This is a genomic window from Skermanella stibiiresistens SB22, assembly GCF_000576635.1.
Lineage (GTDB): Bacteria > Pseudomonadota > Alphaproteobacteria > Azospirillales > Azospirillaceae > Skermanella > Skermanella stibiiresistens.
This window is the reverse complement of record NZ_AVFL01000010.1, coordinates 49,437-64,757: the sequence shown is the minus strand read 5'-3', so window position 1 is coordinate 64,757 and position 15,321 is coordinate 49,437. Positions and strand designations below refer to the sequence as shown.

Sequence of the window (15,321 nt, the reverse complement as noted above, 5' to 3'; positions counted from 1 at the left end):
GGGAAGAAATGAGGAGCGCCGGCCCCGCGTTGGGTCGGCGCTCTTCGTTTGCCCCTTCAGCGGCCGTTCCATTGCCGGACATCGCCGGTGTCGACGTGGATGAAGCCCGATCGCGGGTAGTAGCCAACGCCGCCCTGGCCGATCGCCAAGGCCGCCTTCCGCATGTTGCGCAGGCTGACGCCCGGCAGCGTGATGTCGACCGCTTGGCCGACCATGTGATAGCTGTGCGACGCGGTGGGGACGCCATGCTCGCGCAAGGACGCGTTCGTCGCGGGCGTCCTGTAGCCGGAGAGGATCTCGAACGGCTTGGAGGCGTCGGTCTTGTTGGCGATGTTGTACAGGATGTCGAGCAGCGACGGATCGATCGGCTTCGTCTTGTCGGCCCGCCAATCCCGCAGCAGCCAGTTGACCTCGTCCAAGGCGTCGACCCGGTAGAAGCCGTCCTCGAAATACGTCTGCTTGAAGAATTCGCCGGTCTGGCGATGGTACAGATGGAGCGTCCTGTCCGTTACGGGAGCGACAGCGGCGACCGCCGGTTTAACCGCTGAAATGAGAGCCGCGGAAACTCCGCCCACCAGCAGCGATCGCCTCGATACCGTCCCTGATTTACCGCGCAAATGCATAAAACCAGTCCTATTATGGTTAATTCCGTCAAGCGAGGAATGCCCATGACTGGAATTTGTTTCTCCGTCAACCCAAATAATTTACTTATGATTAACCCACGTGCGAGCCGCCTTGCCGCGCTGCATCCCAATCCACGATTCCGGTCGCTTACCGTCGGAAAAGGGGAGCGTGGACTTCGAAATTGCGGATGAAGGCCCTGCCGAACGCATGCCAAGTCCGCTGATAAGATTTTGAGTCCCGACGCGCGCCGATCTGTTGACGAGTCGATGATGTGTGTCACGAGCCGTTTGACGCTCGATAACGGGAAGCGCGCGGCTCCTGCCCGGAAAGGGTAAAATCATGAGAATCGCGCAGATCGCTCCCCTCGCGGAAAGCGTGCCGCCCCGTCTCTACGGCGGAACCGAACGGATCGTCTCGTACCTGACCGAGGAATTGGTCCACATGGGCCACCAAGTCACCCTGTTCGCCAGCGGTGACAGCCTGACCAGCGCCACCCTGGTGCCCTGCCGTCGACTGGCCATGCGCCTCGATCCCACCTGCCGCGATCCGATCCCAAGCGTGATGCTGATGATGGACCGTCTCCGCCAGCGGGCCGACGAGTTCGACGTGCTTCACTTCCACCTGGATTGCCTGCACTTCCCGACATTCCGCCCCATGGCGGACCGAACGCTGACCACGTTGCACGGGCGGCAGGATCTGGACGATCTCTATCCCTTCTACGCGGAGTTCAACGACATGCCGCTGGTGTCGATTTCCGACAGCCAGCGGAAACCCCTGCCCGATGTGCGGTGGGCCGGAACGATCCACCACGGCGTACCGTCCCGGCTGTTCCAGCTCAACACCCGGTCCGATGGCTACCTGGCGTTCCTGGGTCGCGTTTCCCCCGAAAAACAGCCCGATGAGGCGATCAGGATCGCGATCCGATCGGGCCTGCCGCTCAGGATGGCGGCGAAGGTCGACAAAGCCGACCTCGAATATCACGAGGCGCGCATCCGGCCCCTGCTGGACCACCCGCTGATCGACTTCATCGGGGAGATCGGCGACGCCGAGAAAAGCGCCTTCCTGGGGGGAGCGCGCGCGTTGCTGTTCCCGATCAACTGGCCCGAGCCCTTCGGCATGGTCATGATCGAGGCGATGGCGACCGGCACGCCGGTGATCGCGTACCGTCATGGGTCGGTCGAGGAGGTCATCGAGCATGGGGTCACGGGCTTTGTCGTGGATACCCAGGACGAGGCGGTCGAGGCGGTGGGGATGCTCGACCAACTCGACCGGAACGAGATTCGAGCCCAATTCGAACGCCGGTTCTCGGCGGAACGCATGGCGCGCGACTATGTCGAGCTTTACCGGCGGGCGGCCCAGTCCAGGATCAAGGTGGCCGCGGCGCCGAGGGTGCCGCCCCAGGCGGTGGAATGGCCAAGACCGGACTTGAAGGTGACATCACCATGACGACACCCGGCCCAGACACGATCCAGGACCCCGCTGCGGAGTATTACATTCCGGCCGTCGGTTCCCTGACCGATCGCCATACCCGCACCATCAAGCACGCGGACACCTTCGCCGTGTTCGACGACCATGGCGACATCCTGTACGCCCGGGGCCGTCCCGATGGGCTGTTCCATCAGGACACCCGGTATCTATCGCGCCTGGAACTGCTGATCGATGGCCAACGGCCCCTTCTGCTCAGCACCACGATCATGGACCGGACGGCGGTGCTGTCCAGCGACCTGTGCAATCCGGATCTCTACAAGGATGGCACGCACATCCTGCGGGAAACCCTTCACTTGTCGCGCGCAAAATTCCTGTGGAACGGAGCCTGTTACGAGCGTTTGGTGGTTCGCAACCATTCGGAAAACCGGGTGCGGGTGACACTGACGCTACGCTATGGGGCCGACTTCGCCGACCTGTTCGAGGCGCGGGGACAGAACCGCGCCCGGCGCGGCCGGATCGAACCGCCCGTCGTCGCCGACGACCAAGTGACGCTGGCCTATGTCGGGCTGGATGGCGTGCGACGAGAAACCCTGTTCCAGTTCGATCCGCCGCCGACCCGCCTGTCATCCGTCGAGGCGTCGATCGAACTGGACCTCGGGCCGGATGAGTGGGTGCCGCTGTTCACGACCATATCGGTCGCGGGCATAGCCCCGGAACGCGGCGGATCGCGGACGGGCTTCTTCGCCGCCTTGCGCGGAAAGGCGCGGGATCATCGGGCCCTGTTCGGACCGGTGGCGCATATCGTCACGTCCAACAGTGTCTTCAACGAGACCCTGCGGCGCTCGGCCTCAGATTTGGCCATGCTCGTGACGGAGACGGAGCAGGGTCCCTATCCCTATGCGGGCATACCCTGGTTCAGCACGGCGTTCGGCCGCGATGGCATCATCACCGCGATGCTTCTCCTGGGCTTCGCTCCCGACTTGGCGGCGGGAGTGCTGCGTTATCTCGCGGCCAACCAAGCGGTCGAGGAGGACGCGGTCGCCGACGCCGAGCCCGGCAAGATCCTGCACGAGACCCGCGGCGGAGAGATGGCGTCGCTCGGCGAGGTGCCGTTCCGACGCTATTATGGCAGCGTCGATTCGACGCCACTGTTCGTCATCCTGGCTGGCGCCTACGCGACACGGACGGGCGACTTGGGCCTGATCTCGGATATCTGGCCCAACATCGAGGCGGCGCTGTCGTGGATAGACGATTATGGCGACCGCGATGGCGACGGCTTCGTCGAGTATGGCCGGCGCAACCAGGATGGTCTGATCAACCAAGGCTGGAAGGACAGCCATGACAGCGTGTTCCACGAGGATGGCACCCTGGCGGAGGGCCCCATAGCGCTGGTCGAGGTTCAGGGATACGTCTTCGCCGCCAAGCGCGCCGCGGCGGACCTCGCCCGGCGGATCGGCCTGCCGGAGCGCGCCGCCACGCTGGAGATCGAGGCGGAGGCCCTGCGCGTCCGGTTCGAGAACGCCTTCTGGTGCGAGAGGCTCGGCACCTACGCTCTGGCCTTGGACGCCGGCAAGCGGCAATGCCAGGTCGGTGCCTCCAACGCCGGCCACGCGTTGTTCACCGGCATCGCGTCGGCCGATCGCGCGGCCCGCGTGGCGGCGAACCTGATGGACGCCACATCCTTCTCGGGCTGGGGCATCCGTACGCTAGCCACATCGCAGGCGCGCTATAATCCGATGTCGTATCACAATGGCTCGATCTGGCCGCATGACAACGGCCTGATCGCGCTCGGCTTCGCGCGGTACGGTCACAAGGAGGAGGCCGCCCGGATTTTCCAGGGCTTGTTCGAATCGTCCGCCGAGACCGACCTGCGCCGGCTGCCGGAACTGTTCTGCGGCTTTCCCCGGCGTCGAGGCAGGGCGCCGGTGTCCTATCCGGTAGCCTGCTCGCCGCAGGCTTGGGCCAGCGCCACCTTGCCGGGACTGCTGGCCGCCGCGATTGGGCTGGAGTTCCACCCCGAGGGCAACGAGATCCGCTTCAACCGGCCCGTGCTGCCCACCTTCCTGGAGGAGGTCGAACTGCACGGGCTCCGGGTGGGCGCCTGCGAGGTCGATGTCCTGTTGCGCCGTCACGCCATCGATGTCGGTGTGACGGTGCTTCGGCGCAGCGGACCCGTGCGGGTCGTGACGATCAGCTGAGCGTCAGAGCAGCCAGCCGTCGGTGCCTTGGTTGGCGGTGCCGGTGTCGACGGTGGTCTGTTCGACCGGCACGGCATCGGCCAGGGTCGCGTCCTCCAGGGCCTGCCAGGTGGCGGCGGAGATGGAGACGTTTTCCCCATTCCCGTCGGTGGTCAGCTTGAAGAAGGCGTAATCCCCGGCCGGTGCCTCGGCGCCCTCGGCGTCGGTCACTTGGAAGCCGGCGTCCTCGACCTGGGTGAAGACGATGAGATCCTCGCCGGCCGGGATCATCAGGTCGGGCTCGTCATCGATCAGCCCGGCGTCGTAGCCCTCCGGCAGATCGGCCTTGGAGATCGCGATCACTTCGGGAACGGCTCCGTCGCCCAGCGCCGTGTCCGACGCGACGACCGGGGCCACGGCCGCGGTGTCGTCGGAGGAGCCGGAGGCGCCCGCCACGTCACCAGCCGTTTCCGAGGAGCCCCAGGCGCCCTTCTGGTCGCCGGTGGCGATGCTGTTGCCGCTCACCTTCAAGCCGTCGTCATTGCCGCGATTGACGCGCAGCCAATCGTCGCGCTCGAACAGGTTGTCGCGGATCGTGATGTTCTCGCTGTAGATCGGGCTGGGGTGGCTGGCGGTGCTGCGGTCGAGCCAGATCACGGCGTCGTAGTCGTTGTCGGGGTGGAGATAGTTGTCGGCGATCAGGCTGTCGCGGGCGCCCGAGACCAGGATGGCCGCCTTGGTGGTGTCCCAGACCTCGTTGCCGGTGACGGTCAGGTCCTTGGCCTCGTAGCTGCGCGCGCCCGGCCACATCCACTTGTCGGTGGTCCAGCCACCGACGCTGATGCCGGCGACCGCCGTGTCGTGGACCTTGTTGTTCACGATGTCGACATTGGTCGAGCCGCCCTTGACGCCCAGTGCCGAGGGGCCGTCGGCGCCATCGACCTCGTTGCCGGCGATGCGGGAATCGTTGACCGCGACGAAATCGATGCCTTCCTGTCCGGAATCGTTGATCTCGTTGTTCAGGATCTTGACGCCGTAGGCTTGCGAGACCTTGATCCCATCCTGTCCGGCGCCGTTGATCACGTTGTCCTGGATCGTCAGATCGCGGATCGGATCGCTGAAACCCTTGCCCGACATGCCGAAATGGATGCCGTTCGCGTTCGAGCCCGCGTCGATCTCGAAGCCTTTGATGGTGATGTTCTCGACCCCGAAGCCACTGATGGCGGAACCGCCCTGGGACGCCGCCTTGATGGTCGCCGCCTGATCACCATCGGCTGAAATCAGCGAAATACCATCCTTTCGGATGCGGACCGTTTCGGTGTAGGTGCCTTCCTCGACCATCACGTCGGTGCCGCTCGAAGCACGATCCACGGCGGCTTGAATGGTTTTCAGCGGATTGGAAGCACTTCCCGAGTTCGAGTTGCTTCCGTCTTTGGAAACCCAGATTTGATCGTTGGCCATGAAGGTCCCACTCCTGTAGTCGCGCGCACGCTTTAGAAATTCCCTAAGCAAAACTCACATTTTCTTGTGAGAGGCTTGGGAAACTGTTGTGCGTATCGCCTGTATTTGCGGATTTATTCTTGCTCGGATAGCGAACAAGCGGGAAATTACAGTTAAAAACCGAAAGGAGGCGAGCAAAAAACGGGACTGTGGATCCGACAGAAGTCGGTACGAAGTTGTGACACGACTTGTGCGCCGATGTGACAGTTTGCGGAGCCGCGGTGACAATAATGTGGGAGAACCGCCGGAATCATGACTGTAAACGGCGTGGGAAGCTCCGCGTGGCCCAGTCCTGACAAGAGCTTTTCCCACAATACGGAAACAGATCCAAAATCAAAGTATTTCGACGTGATTGTCCCGCTATCTGGAATCACTCGATTAATGTCGCGCTGGTAACGGTCTATTAAATCGAACACGTCATCCTCTCGAAAGAAGTAACCCCATCGATATGAACAGGGGTTGGATCGAGAACTGGAGCGAATCCGGAGATTTCCGCCGCTCAGTCCTCGCAATAAATCGAGAGGAACTAAAAAGATGACGCCGTTCTCCAACGTCGCGCCACAGCGCGTCATTTGGGTGTCCAATTCCGGCAGCAACAGCAACAATGGGTCGGAAGGGTCTCCGCTCAAATCCATTCAAGCGGCACTCAACAAGGCCACTCCCGGCACGGCCGTGATGGTCAAGGCGGGGACCTACGTGGAGAACATCGAGTTCAAGACCGGAGGCACTTCCAGCGCCCCGATTTCTCTGATTTCAGCCGATGGCACGGGCGCCGCGAAGATCAAGCCGGCCAGCGCCGGCACCGCGACGATCTATGGGTTCGGCGAGGAGAACATCGTCATCCGCGGCTTCGACGTCACCGCGCAGTCCAAGCAGAACGGCATCCAGTTCGGTATGGCCGGCAGCGACTTCAAGGACATGACGAAGAACATCGTGATCGAGAACAACATCGTCCGCGGCGCTGGGATGGACGGCATCAAGATCTCGCAAGGCGACAATATCCATATCCTGAACAACACCATCATCGGCGCCGGCGACCAGGGCATCGACTTCGTCGCGGTCAATGACAGCGTGATCTCCCACAACGATATCTCCAAGGTCACCGGCGTCGCCGGCCTGTTCGCCAAGGGCGGTTCGACCAACGTGCGGATCGAATACAACAAGGTCCACGACGTCGCCGTCGACGGCATCACCATCGGGGGCTGGACGACGGCCAAGTGGATGCGCCCCGGCGCCCGCGACTACGAGGCCAAGAACGTCCTGGCGATCGGCAACGAGGTCTACGACGTGGGCAAGCGTCCGCTCAGCTTCCTGGGCGCCGAGGACAGCACGGCGACCGGCAACCTGCTGGTCGGCAACCCCAGCTACTACACGGTGGTCAATGTCGCGGCCGGCAAGACCAGCGGCGTCTGGTCGCCCTCGTCGGACATCACGATCTCCAACAACACGATCAACCGTCCGACAAAGTGGTTGAACGTCGAGTCCGGCCAGAACAAGGGCTTGAGCGTTTCCGGCAACCGGTTCGACGGCTATTGGGACGGCAAGGCCGGGGTCATCAAGGGTGGGACGACGCCCGGCAAGCCCTGGACCCCGAACGATCCGGTCGACACGGTGACGGTGACGTCGAGTTCCTACACCATGCCCTCGTCGGTCGAGCACGCCACCGTGACCCGGTCCGGCGGGGCCAAGGTGACGGGCAACTCCAAGGACAATATCATCAAGGGCGGGTCCGGTAACGACGTGCTGGACGGTGGCGCCGGCGACGATCGCCTGACCGGCGGAGGCGGCAACGACGTCTTCGTGATCGGGAAGGGCAAGGGCAACGACACCATCACCGATTTCAAGGCGGGAAGCGGGACGGGCGACACGGTGCGGCTGGAGGGAACGTCCTTCACCAGCTTCGCGGCCGTCAAAGGCGCCATGACCCAATCCGGCGCCGATGTGGTGTTCAACCTGGGCGGTGGACAGACCGTCAAGTTCCTGGCCACCAAGCTCTCCGCCTTCGCGGCTGACGATTTCGGTTTCCAAGCCGCCGGTTCCGGTCCAACGCCGGTGGCGGTCGTGGGCAAATGGCAGGAGAGCGACCCCTTCAAGACGACGATCAAGGGCGGATCGAAGGCCGACACGCTGGTCGGCGGCGACAGGAACGAGCAGTTGGATGGCGGCGCCGGCGCCGACACCATGAAGGGCGGCAAGGGCGATGACACCTATGTGGCCGGCAGCAGCTTCGACAAGGTGATCGAGAAGGCCGGTGAGGGGACCGATACCGTCAAGCTCTGGGATGGCTCCTTCACGCTGCCGGACAACGTCGAGAACCTATTCGGGATGAAATCCTCGGGCATGAGCCTGACCGGCAACGGTTTGTCCAACATCATCAAGGGCAACGCCGGCAACGACACGATCACCGGCGGCGGCGGCGCCGATCTGCTGATCGGTGGCGGCGGGCGCGATAGCTTCGTGTTCAAGGACCTTGGCGACAAGGGCGATGTCATCGCCGATTTCAAGATCGGCCAGGACTTCCTGAACCTCCGCCCGCTGATGTCGGATCATGGCTCCGACTATGATGTCGAGGTGGTCGCCAAGGGATCCAACGCCGTAGCGGTGTGGGTGTATCACGACGACAAGGTGGACGAGCTGGTGACCCTGCTGGGCGTCAATTCCGGCGATCTCGGCTCGATGCAGCCGGGCAAGGCCGCTTGGCTGCTGACCTGAGCGGCTGAACGATAGGGCCGGCGCTCCGGGTATGGCGGCCCGAGGTATGGGGGAGTGTCGGCGCCTACCGTCCCGCGGTCTTCTAATCCCCTGGAAAATGTTCCACATGCGTCTCGGCCGTTCGGCCGAAATAGAGGACGCGGCGGCCGGGGAAGGAGACCATGTAACCCGCGCAGCCAAACGCCTTCACGTTCCGGCAGAAGGCCGCGTAGGCGTACTCTGGCGGGTTGGCCTGTGCCCACCTGACCTGGGCGGCGATGCCGGCTTCGTCGAAGGTCGCGGCGACCGCTCCTTCCGAGGGTTGGTTCCCCAGCACGACGCCTTCCCCATCGGGCAGGAAATACGTCGTGGTGTCACGCCGATAGTCGACGGCATAGCCTTCGAAGCCGGCTTGTATCAGGGAGCCGACGATGTCCGGGAATGCCATCGTCCCGTCATGGGCGGCCTTCTGGCATTCCTCCGCGATGATGATCCTTCGCGCGTCCAAAGCGGCCTCCTTCCAATGTTTGGGCCAGTACAAGAACCAGAGTCGGGGGAATGGTCGGTCGGCGTCAGTCGACCGGCATGGTCGTCAGTTCGTGTTCCACGGCGATCTTCTCCAAAAGATGTTCAAGAACGCGCCGCTCCTCCGGGCCGAGTGTCCCGAAGAACCGGGCGTCGTTCCGGTCGGCCAAGTCCGACAGTCTCGGCACGAGCGAGCGGGCGGCCGGCGTGAGGGCGAGTGTCTGCCCGCGCTTGCCTTCCGGATTGGACGATCGGTCGACAAGGCCCTTGCCCGTCAGGCGGTCGGCGAGTTTCGAGATCGCGCCCTTTGTCATTCCCATTCGTTCGGCGAGCAGCGACGGCGCGATGCCCTCGGCATCGTGCAGGACGCGCAGGAAGACCCATTCGGCGACGGTGACCCCTTCGGCCTCCAACACGCGGGCGAAGCTTCGCGAGATGGCGTTCGATACCATCCGTAGCCGATATCCGAGATGGGAGCGCAGGTCCGAAAGTGGTTTGCGGGCCGCCATGGCCGATCCTTCAGTTGACTAGGAAACTACAAGCTTCGAGTTTCCTAGTCAACCGAAGTCGGAGGCTCGTGATCCTGAAAACGAAAGAAGCCGCCCGGTTGGGGCGGCTCCGATCGAACGTCGTGGAGGATCGAGTCTGGGACGCGTCACGCCATGTGGTGGCGCAACTCCCCGAAGCGGATCATCCGGCGGTTATCCTCGTCCCATAGGGCGAGGCTGACGGTCTTCAGGCTCTCGAACAGACCCAGCGAGCGGACCCGCTGGAGGTCGGGGATCGACAGGTGGCAGTCCCGCAGCCGGTAGTTCGGAATCTTGGACGACAGGTGATGGACGTGGTGATAGCCGATATAGCCGGTCAGCCAGTGCAGCCAGCGCGGCAGGTCGTAGAAAGAGCAGCCATCCAGCGCGGCGCCGTGGAAGTCCCACTCCTCCTCGTGATGCCACTGGACGCCTTCGAACTGGTGCTGGACGTAGAACATCCAGATGCCGATCGTCGCGGCGAAGAGGATCACCGGGCCCCAGACCATCAGGATCGCCAGCGGCTCGAACGCCAGCGTCGCGACCAGGAACGCCAACAGGATCGCGCCATTGGTGCCGAGCACGCTGGTCCAGGCGGCGCGGTCGTTGGTGCCATCGCCGATCGCGATGCGGTGACGGATCAGGAACATGAAGGCCGGGCCGATGCCGAACAGCACGATCGGGTGCCGGTAGGCCCTGTAACGCAGCCTGCCCCAGCGGGACAGCGCCAGATACTCGCGAACGGTCAGGGTCGTGATGTCGCCGACCCCGCGCTTCTCGAGATTGCCCGAGGTCGCGTGATGGATAGCGTGCTCGCGCTTCCAGTACCCGTAGGGCGTCATGGTCAGCACGGCAAGGCAGCGCCCGAGGATGTCGTTGGCTCGGCCCGACTTGAACAGGCTGCCATGCCCGCAGTCATGCTGCAGGATGAAGGCCCGCACCAGGAAGAAGGCGGCGGGCACCGCCAGGAGCAGGGTCAACCAGTATCCCACCTCCAGGCTCAGCCCCATCAGGACGACGATGCCGGCCAGCGGCAGCAGGGTCGTCCCTATCTGACCGACACTCCGGTGGAGGACAGGTTGCTTGTAGGCCGCGAGCTGTTGGGCCCAGCGGCGAGCGACCTGCTTTCGAGCCTGGATGTCGGCAGGGGTAGGGGTCGAGGCGCACATTGGCCGCGCCCCGGATTCATCGGGTAGCATACGGTATTCCTGTTGAGGGAGAACGGGTGGCCCCAGCCACGGGAGGTTTCAACAAGTGTCACACCGCGTTCATGGACCATGATTATGGGCGAATTATGCCCTGGTTAAGAACTTGTGTGTCGGGAGTGAAAGAAAAGAGCTTCGAACATGAACTTTTGAATCTCCTCCCGGCTCGACGGTTCGACTTATACGCTTTTCGCCGAAACCGCGCATCAAGTTATATGTCGCGCGAGAACGGCTTTACCAAAAAAATCAAAAATACCGGTGAAAATCGAAAAATACCATTAATAAGAATCAGGATGCGCCCGGCGGTGGGGCCGAGCGCATCCAATCGATCGGGCTTCTTTGGCGGGCTGGCGGCGACACCGGCCGGCCGGTCAGATCTCGCGCTTTCCCATCTGATCGGCGATGAACTCCGCCTGCCGGATCGCCAGCGAGACGATGGTCAAGGTCGGGTTGCAGGCGGCTCCGGTGGTGAACTGGCTGCCGTCCGACACGAACAGGTTCTTGATGTCGTGGGCTTGGCCATGCTTGTTGATCACGCCGTCGCTGGCCTTGGCGCTCATCCGGTTGGTGCCCATGTTGTGGGTGGAAGGATAGGGCGGGGTGTGGATCGTCCGGGTGGCCCCGACCGCATCGTAGAGCGCCGAACCCTGCTTGAAGGCGTGGTTGCGCATCGCGACGTCGTTGGGATGGTCATCGAAATGGACGTTCGGGATCGGCATTCCGAACTTGTCCTTCTCGGTCGCGTGCAGGCTGATCCGGTTGGTCTCGCGCGGCATGTCCTCGCCGACGATCCACATGCCGGCCATGTGGTCGTAGCCGTCCAGCGCGGAGGTGAACCCGCGGCCCCAGGCGCCGGGATCGAGGAAGGCGGCCATGAACGGCACGCCCAGCGAAAGGGTCTCCATCTCGTAACCCCCGGCGAAGCCGCGCGACGTGTCGAGCTTGGCCTCGTCGCGGACGATGCCGGCCATGGTCGTGCCGCGGTACATGTGGACGGGGTTCTCGAACACCGCGTAGACCGATCCGGTGGTGTGCCGCATGTAATTTCGCCCGACTTGGCCGGAGCTGTTGGCGAGACCGTCGGGGAACATGGTCGAGGCGGAGTTCAGCAGCAGGCGCGGGCTCTCGATCGAGTTGCCGGCCACCGCCACGACGCGGGCCTTCTGGCGCATGACGTTGCCGGCCTTGTCGCCATAGAGCACGCCCGTGACCTTGCCCGAGGCGTCATGCTCGATCTTGATCACTTGCGCGTCGGAGCGGACCTCCAGGTTGCCGGTATCCTCGCCCTTGGGGATTTCGGCCATCAGGGTCGACCATTTGGCGCCGCTCTTGCAGCCCTGGAAACAGAAGCCGATCTGCTGGCACGAGGCGCGGTTGTCGCGCTCCTGCGAGTTGATCGCCATGTTCCCGGAGTGGAACTCCTTGTAGCCAAGCGCCTTGGCACCCGCCGCCAGCACCTTGTAGTTGTTGTTGCCGGGCAGGCGGGGAATGCCGTTGGTGCCAGTCACCCCCATCTTGTATTCAGCCTTGGCGTAGTAGGGCTCCAGCTCCGCCAGGGTGATCGGCCAGTCCAGCAGGTTGGCGCCGGCCAACTCGCCGTAATGGGTGCGGGTCTTGAACTCGTGTTCCTGGAACCGCAGGCTGGCGCCAGCCCAGTGGATGGTCGAGCCGCCCACCGCCTTGACGATCCAGGCGGGCAGCCCGGCGAAATCCTTGGCGACGCGCCAGCTTCCCGAGGTCGTCCGCTTGTCGAGCCAGCTGATCTGCGAAAAGGATTCCCATTCGTTGTTGACGAACTCCTCCATCTCGACACGGGGGCCGGCCTCCAGCACCACCACCTTGACGCCCTTCTGGGCCAGTTCGTTGCCGAGCGTGCCGCCACCGGCGCCCGAGCCCACGATCACCACGACGCCATCGTCGTTGAGGTCGAATTTAGCAGCCATGATCCCGTTCCCTTCCGCTCAGGCGTCTTTCAGCCAATCGATGTCGTCGAAGCCCCGGTGGATGTACCCGCCATGCTCGGCCGAGGAGCCCTCGTAGCCGAGTTTCGTCCACACCTCCGGCTGGTTGTAGACGGCGACCACCATGTCGCCCCGGATCTTCTGGAAGAACGGCGTCGCCTCCATCGACTTCAGCAACGCCACCCGGTCGCCCTCCTCGGCGACGGCGGCGTAGGGGCTGGCGTGCTTGGCCTGGGCCGCCTGGTTCAATCCGGAGATCCCCTCCTCGATCAGGCGCTTCAGCGTCTCGTCGGCGCCGGCCTTGGCGTCGTAGGGCTCGATCGCGCGGGCGTAGTGGATGTCACCCAGGCGGTCGTGCGGGTAGAGGTCGCGCGCCATCCTGACCAGTGTCACCATGGTGTCCGGCTTCAGCGTCTTGGCCGACATGGCCCAGGCGCCATTGGGGTCGATCACCACCGTTCCGGTCGCCAGCGCCGTGACGCCGGCCGCCGCCGCGCCCGACTTCAAGAAGTTTCTCCTGGTGACCTTGAGCCGCTTGTCGATGGTCCTCATTGTGCTCCTCCCTCGGGAACAGGTGTTCGTTCGCCTCTTCGGCTTTTACTGGCCGCTTGTTCTTGGCCGTTGGTCTTGGAAGTCTTCCTCAGCGGTATCTGCCGTGCCTCTGCAGCACCTCCACCTTGTAGCCGTCGGGATCGCGCACGAAGAAGAAGCGCGCCATCAGCGCGCCGTCGCGCATGAACTCCTTGATGGGATCGGGGTTGACGCCCAGCTCGGCGAAGCGGCGGTGCTCGGCGTCCAGGTCGTCCACGGCGACGGCGATGTGCCCATAGCCGTCGCCCAGGTCGTAGGGCTCCGTCCGACCATGGTTGATGGTCAGCTCGATCTCGAAGTCGGCTTCCCGGTTCCGCAGGTAGACGAGGGTGAACCCGTCGAACCCATACCGATCGGCCGCTTCCAGCCCGAACGCGCGGGCGTAGAAGTCGCGTGATCTATTCTCGTCCAGCACGCGGATCATCGCGTGGATCACCTTGGCCATGACGCTCCCGCCTCCTCCAGGTCTTTCGCTCGTCAGAGTGAAATCCTAGGGCGGCCATTCACGGCGGTGGTAGTATCATGCTACTACAGCGTCGATTTCCCTGAACCTGCGTTTGGCGACGGCGGCGGCGTGGGCGGCGGGGTCGCGCAGGTAAAGGGCGCAGGTCACCCGCAACATCGACGCGAAGTTCGGCACGTCGCCCTGCCTTTGCAGCACCTCGTCGTGCAGCGTGCAGAGGAAGCGCGCCAGCGTCAGGCCCTCGCGGCCGGCGATCTCACCCAGGATCGCCCAGAACTCCGCCTCCAGGCGGATGCTGGTCGTGTGGCCGTGCAGCCTGACCGCGCGCGTCTCGCATTCGTACGAGGCCGGATCCTGTGTGGCGAATAGATTGCACATCGTCCCTCTCTCTCCCTTCCTGGCGGCGCTCTGACGTGGCGCCCCGCCGTGTTCTCCAGCGGCTTTGGATGGATCATAGGCCGCTTTCAACCGCTTGCCATTAGTCCGAATTGACGACGGCGGATCGCGCGTTCGAGCCATCGAAACGCTCGTTTGTGCCAATCCTATCCTTCAAAATCGTTGAAAACTGAAAGGACCGTCGGTTAATTGGAAACAAAATGACGGACGCCACGCGCGCGCCGCCACGAAACCCCAAGGGAAAGAGGAAACGAGGATGTACCCAGCGCGCCTTCGCCGGATCGAGAAGTCGTCGTGGACACCCCAGGCCTTGGCTGGTTTCGTGGTGATCTTCCTGAGCGTCCTGCTGAACGCCTTTTGGATCGACAGGGCGATCGGTGGCTTCGGTCTGTTGATCGCGGCCGGCATGGCGGCGATCGGCTTCGCGCTGTTCTACCGTGGATGGGATGCGGGGAGTTCTTGAATTGCGGGTGCCCGCGACGACAAGACCAAACGACCTATGTATAAAGACTTAATTGTTGTGAAATCATCTCTATTTTCTTAGCTTGCCGATCATGAGTTTCCAGCATGCGGTGCAAGTTTAATTAAACTGCGCCCACATGCGGCGTTGTGGTTTGGGGCGGCTTTGTTAGGCATGTTCACCGATCGTTCGGCCAATTTTTCTTCTGGATATCCCCATTCAGGTGGTAGATATTAGAACCTCCACTTCAGTAACAGGTTCGCATGCCGCGACAATTGTCTCTCGTTACCGGCGAAGGTGCGTCTCCCCCGTCGGCGCCTGAGTCTTCCCGCCGGGGTGGAGGTTCCGAAGGCAAGCCTCCACACCCGATCAAGACCGTCCTGATCGTCGAGGATAACGCCTTCAACCTGAAATTACTCGACGACCTGCTGCAAGCCGCCGGCTACACCACGTTCAAGGCGACGGACGGGGAGCGGGCACTGGAACTGGCCCTGGAGTTCAGGCCCGACGCCATCCTGCTGGACATTGGCCTGCCGGATATGTCCGGAGTGGATGTTGCCAAGGCCATCCGGAACAACGAGCATCTTCGGACCATTCCGGTCATCGCGGTGACCGCCTACGCCACGCCGGAGGATGAGGCCATCATCAGGCACGCCGGATGTGACGAATATGTCGCCAAGCCGATCTCGGCGCCGGAGTTGCTACGGCTGGTCCGGCGCCACGCCAACTTCAAACTGGTCGGACATGAGGGGGAAAGGGGCGGATCTTGATCG

General features: G+C 63.2%; 14 protein-coding genes. 5 read left to right on the top strand and 9 right to left on the bottom strand.

Features of this window, described 5'->3' with window-relative positions:
- Positions 1-56 precede the first annotated feature (56 nt).
- Positions 57-623 (bottom strand): peptidoglycan L,D-endopeptidase MepK, encoded by a 567-nt coding sequence (gene mepK / locus N825_RS15040; protein WP_037453299.1) that lies wholly within the window; start codon positions 621-623, stop codon positions 57-59.
- 340 nt (positions 624-963) lie between these two features.
- Between mepK and N825_RS15035 the strand changes: the two genes are divergently transcribed.
- Together N825_RS15035 and N825_RS15030 are read left to right on the top strand one after the other, a co-directional pair.
- The gene (locus N825_RS15035; RefSeq protein WP_084164753.1) at positions 964-2,070 is read left to right on the top strand and encodes a glycosyltransferase family 4 protein; all 1,107 of its coding nucleotides are present in this window, start codon (positions 964-966) and stop codon (positions 2,068-2,070) included.
- Positions 2,067-4,250 (top strand): amylo-alpha-1,6-glucosidase, encoded by a 2,184-nt coding sequence (locus tag N825_RS15030; RefSeq protein ID WP_037453296.1) that lies wholly within the window; start codon positions 2,067-2,069, stop codon positions 4,248-4,250. The genes N825_RS15035 and N825_RS15030 overlap by 4 nt, the downstream gene beginning before the upstream one ends.
- Before the next feature lie 3 nt (positions 4,251-4,253).
- Here the strand turns inward: N825_RS15030 and N825_RS36540 are convergent, their stop codons facing one another.
- A complete protein-coding gene (locus N825_RS36540; RefSeq protein ID WP_051512399.1) occupies positions 4,254-5,690 on the bottom strand; it encodes a right-handed parallel beta-helix repeat-containing protein in 1,437 nt (478 codons plus the stop codon).
- Positions 5,691-6,263: 573 nt separating this feature from the next.
- On the opposite strand from N825_RS36540, the gene N825_RS15020 reads away from it, so the two are divergent.
- Entirely contained in the window at positions 6,264-8,441 is a 2,178-nt protein-coding gene (locus N825_RS15020) for a right-handed parallel beta-helix repeat-containing protein (RefSeq protein ID WP_037453293.1), read from the top strand.
- Between the two features lie 82 nt (positions 8,442-8,523).
- Here N825_RS15020 and N825_RS15015 read toward each other — a convergent pair whose 3' ends face one another.
- From N825_RS15015 to N825_RS14985, 7 genes are all read right to left on the bottom strand, one after another.
- Positions 8,524-8,928 carry a DUF1398 domain-containing protein gene (locus tag N825_RS15015; protein ID WP_037453665.1) on the bottom strand — a complete coding sequence of 135 codons (405 nt, stop codon included), beginning with the start codon at positions 8,926-8,928 and terminating at the stop codon, positions 8,524-8,526.
- A 64-nt stretch (positions 8,929-8,992) separates the two neighbouring features.
- Positions 8,993-9,454 carry a MarR family winged helix-turn-helix transcriptional regulator gene (locus tag N825_RS15010; protein WP_051512398.1) on the bottom strand — a complete coding sequence of 154 codons (462 nt, stop codon included), beginning with the start codon at positions 9,452-9,454 and terminating at the stop codon, positions 8,993-8,995.
- Positions 9,455-9,600: 146 nt separating this feature from the next.
- On the bottom strand, positions 9,601-10,641 hold the full coding sequence (locus tag N825_RS15005) for a fatty acid desaturase (protein ID WP_051512397.1): 1,041 nt from the start codon (positions 10,639-10,641) through the stop codon (positions 9,601-9,603).
- A 407-nt stretch (positions 10,642-11,048) separates the two neighbouring features.
- The gene (locus tag N825_RS15000; protein WP_037453290.1) at positions 11,049-12,620 is read right to left on the bottom strand and encodes a GMC family oxidoreductase; all 1,572 of its coding nucleotides are present in this window, start codon (positions 12,618-12,620) and stop codon (positions 11,049-11,051) included.
- A gap of 18 nt (positions 12,621-12,638) precedes the next feature.
- A complete protein-coding gene (locus N825_RS14995) occupies positions 12,639-13,190 on the bottom strand; it encodes a twin-arginine translocation signal domain-containing protein (protein WP_037453287.1) in 552 nt (183 codons plus the stop codon).
- Positions 13,191-13,278: 88 nt separating this feature from the next.
- Positions 13,279-13,674: a VOC family protein gene (locus N825_RS14990; protein WP_037453284.1), complete on the bottom strand. Its 396-nt coding sequence runs from the start codon at positions 13,672-13,674 to the stop codon at positions 13,279-13,281.
- Positions 13,675-13,749: 75 nt separating this feature from the next.
- Positions 13,750-14,070 carry a ribbon-helix-helix domain-containing protein gene (locus tag N825_RS14985; protein WP_037453282.1) on the bottom strand — a complete coding sequence of 107 codons (321 nt, stop codon included), beginning with the start codon at positions 14,068-14,070 and terminating at the stop codon, positions 13,750-13,752.
- 274 nt (positions 14,071-14,344) lie between these two features.
- On the opposite strand from N825_RS14985, the gene N825_RS38920 reads away from it, so the two are divergent.
- Both N825_RS38920 and N825_RS14980 read left to right on the top strand, forming a co-directional pair.
- Positions 14,345-14,551 carry a hypothetical protein gene (locus N825_RS38920; RefSeq protein ID WP_157619241.1) on the top strand — a complete coding sequence of 69 codons (207 nt, stop codon included), beginning with the start codon at positions 14,345-14,347 and terminating at the stop codon, positions 14,549-14,551.
- Between the two features lie 260 nt (positions 14,552-14,811).
- On the top strand, positions 14,812-15,318 hold the full coding sequence (locus N825_RS14980) for a response regulator (RefSeq protein ID WP_084164751.1): 507 nt from the start codon (positions 14,812-14,814) through the stop codon (positions 15,316-15,318).
- The last annotated feature ends 3 nt before the right edge of the window (positions 15,319-15,321 follow it).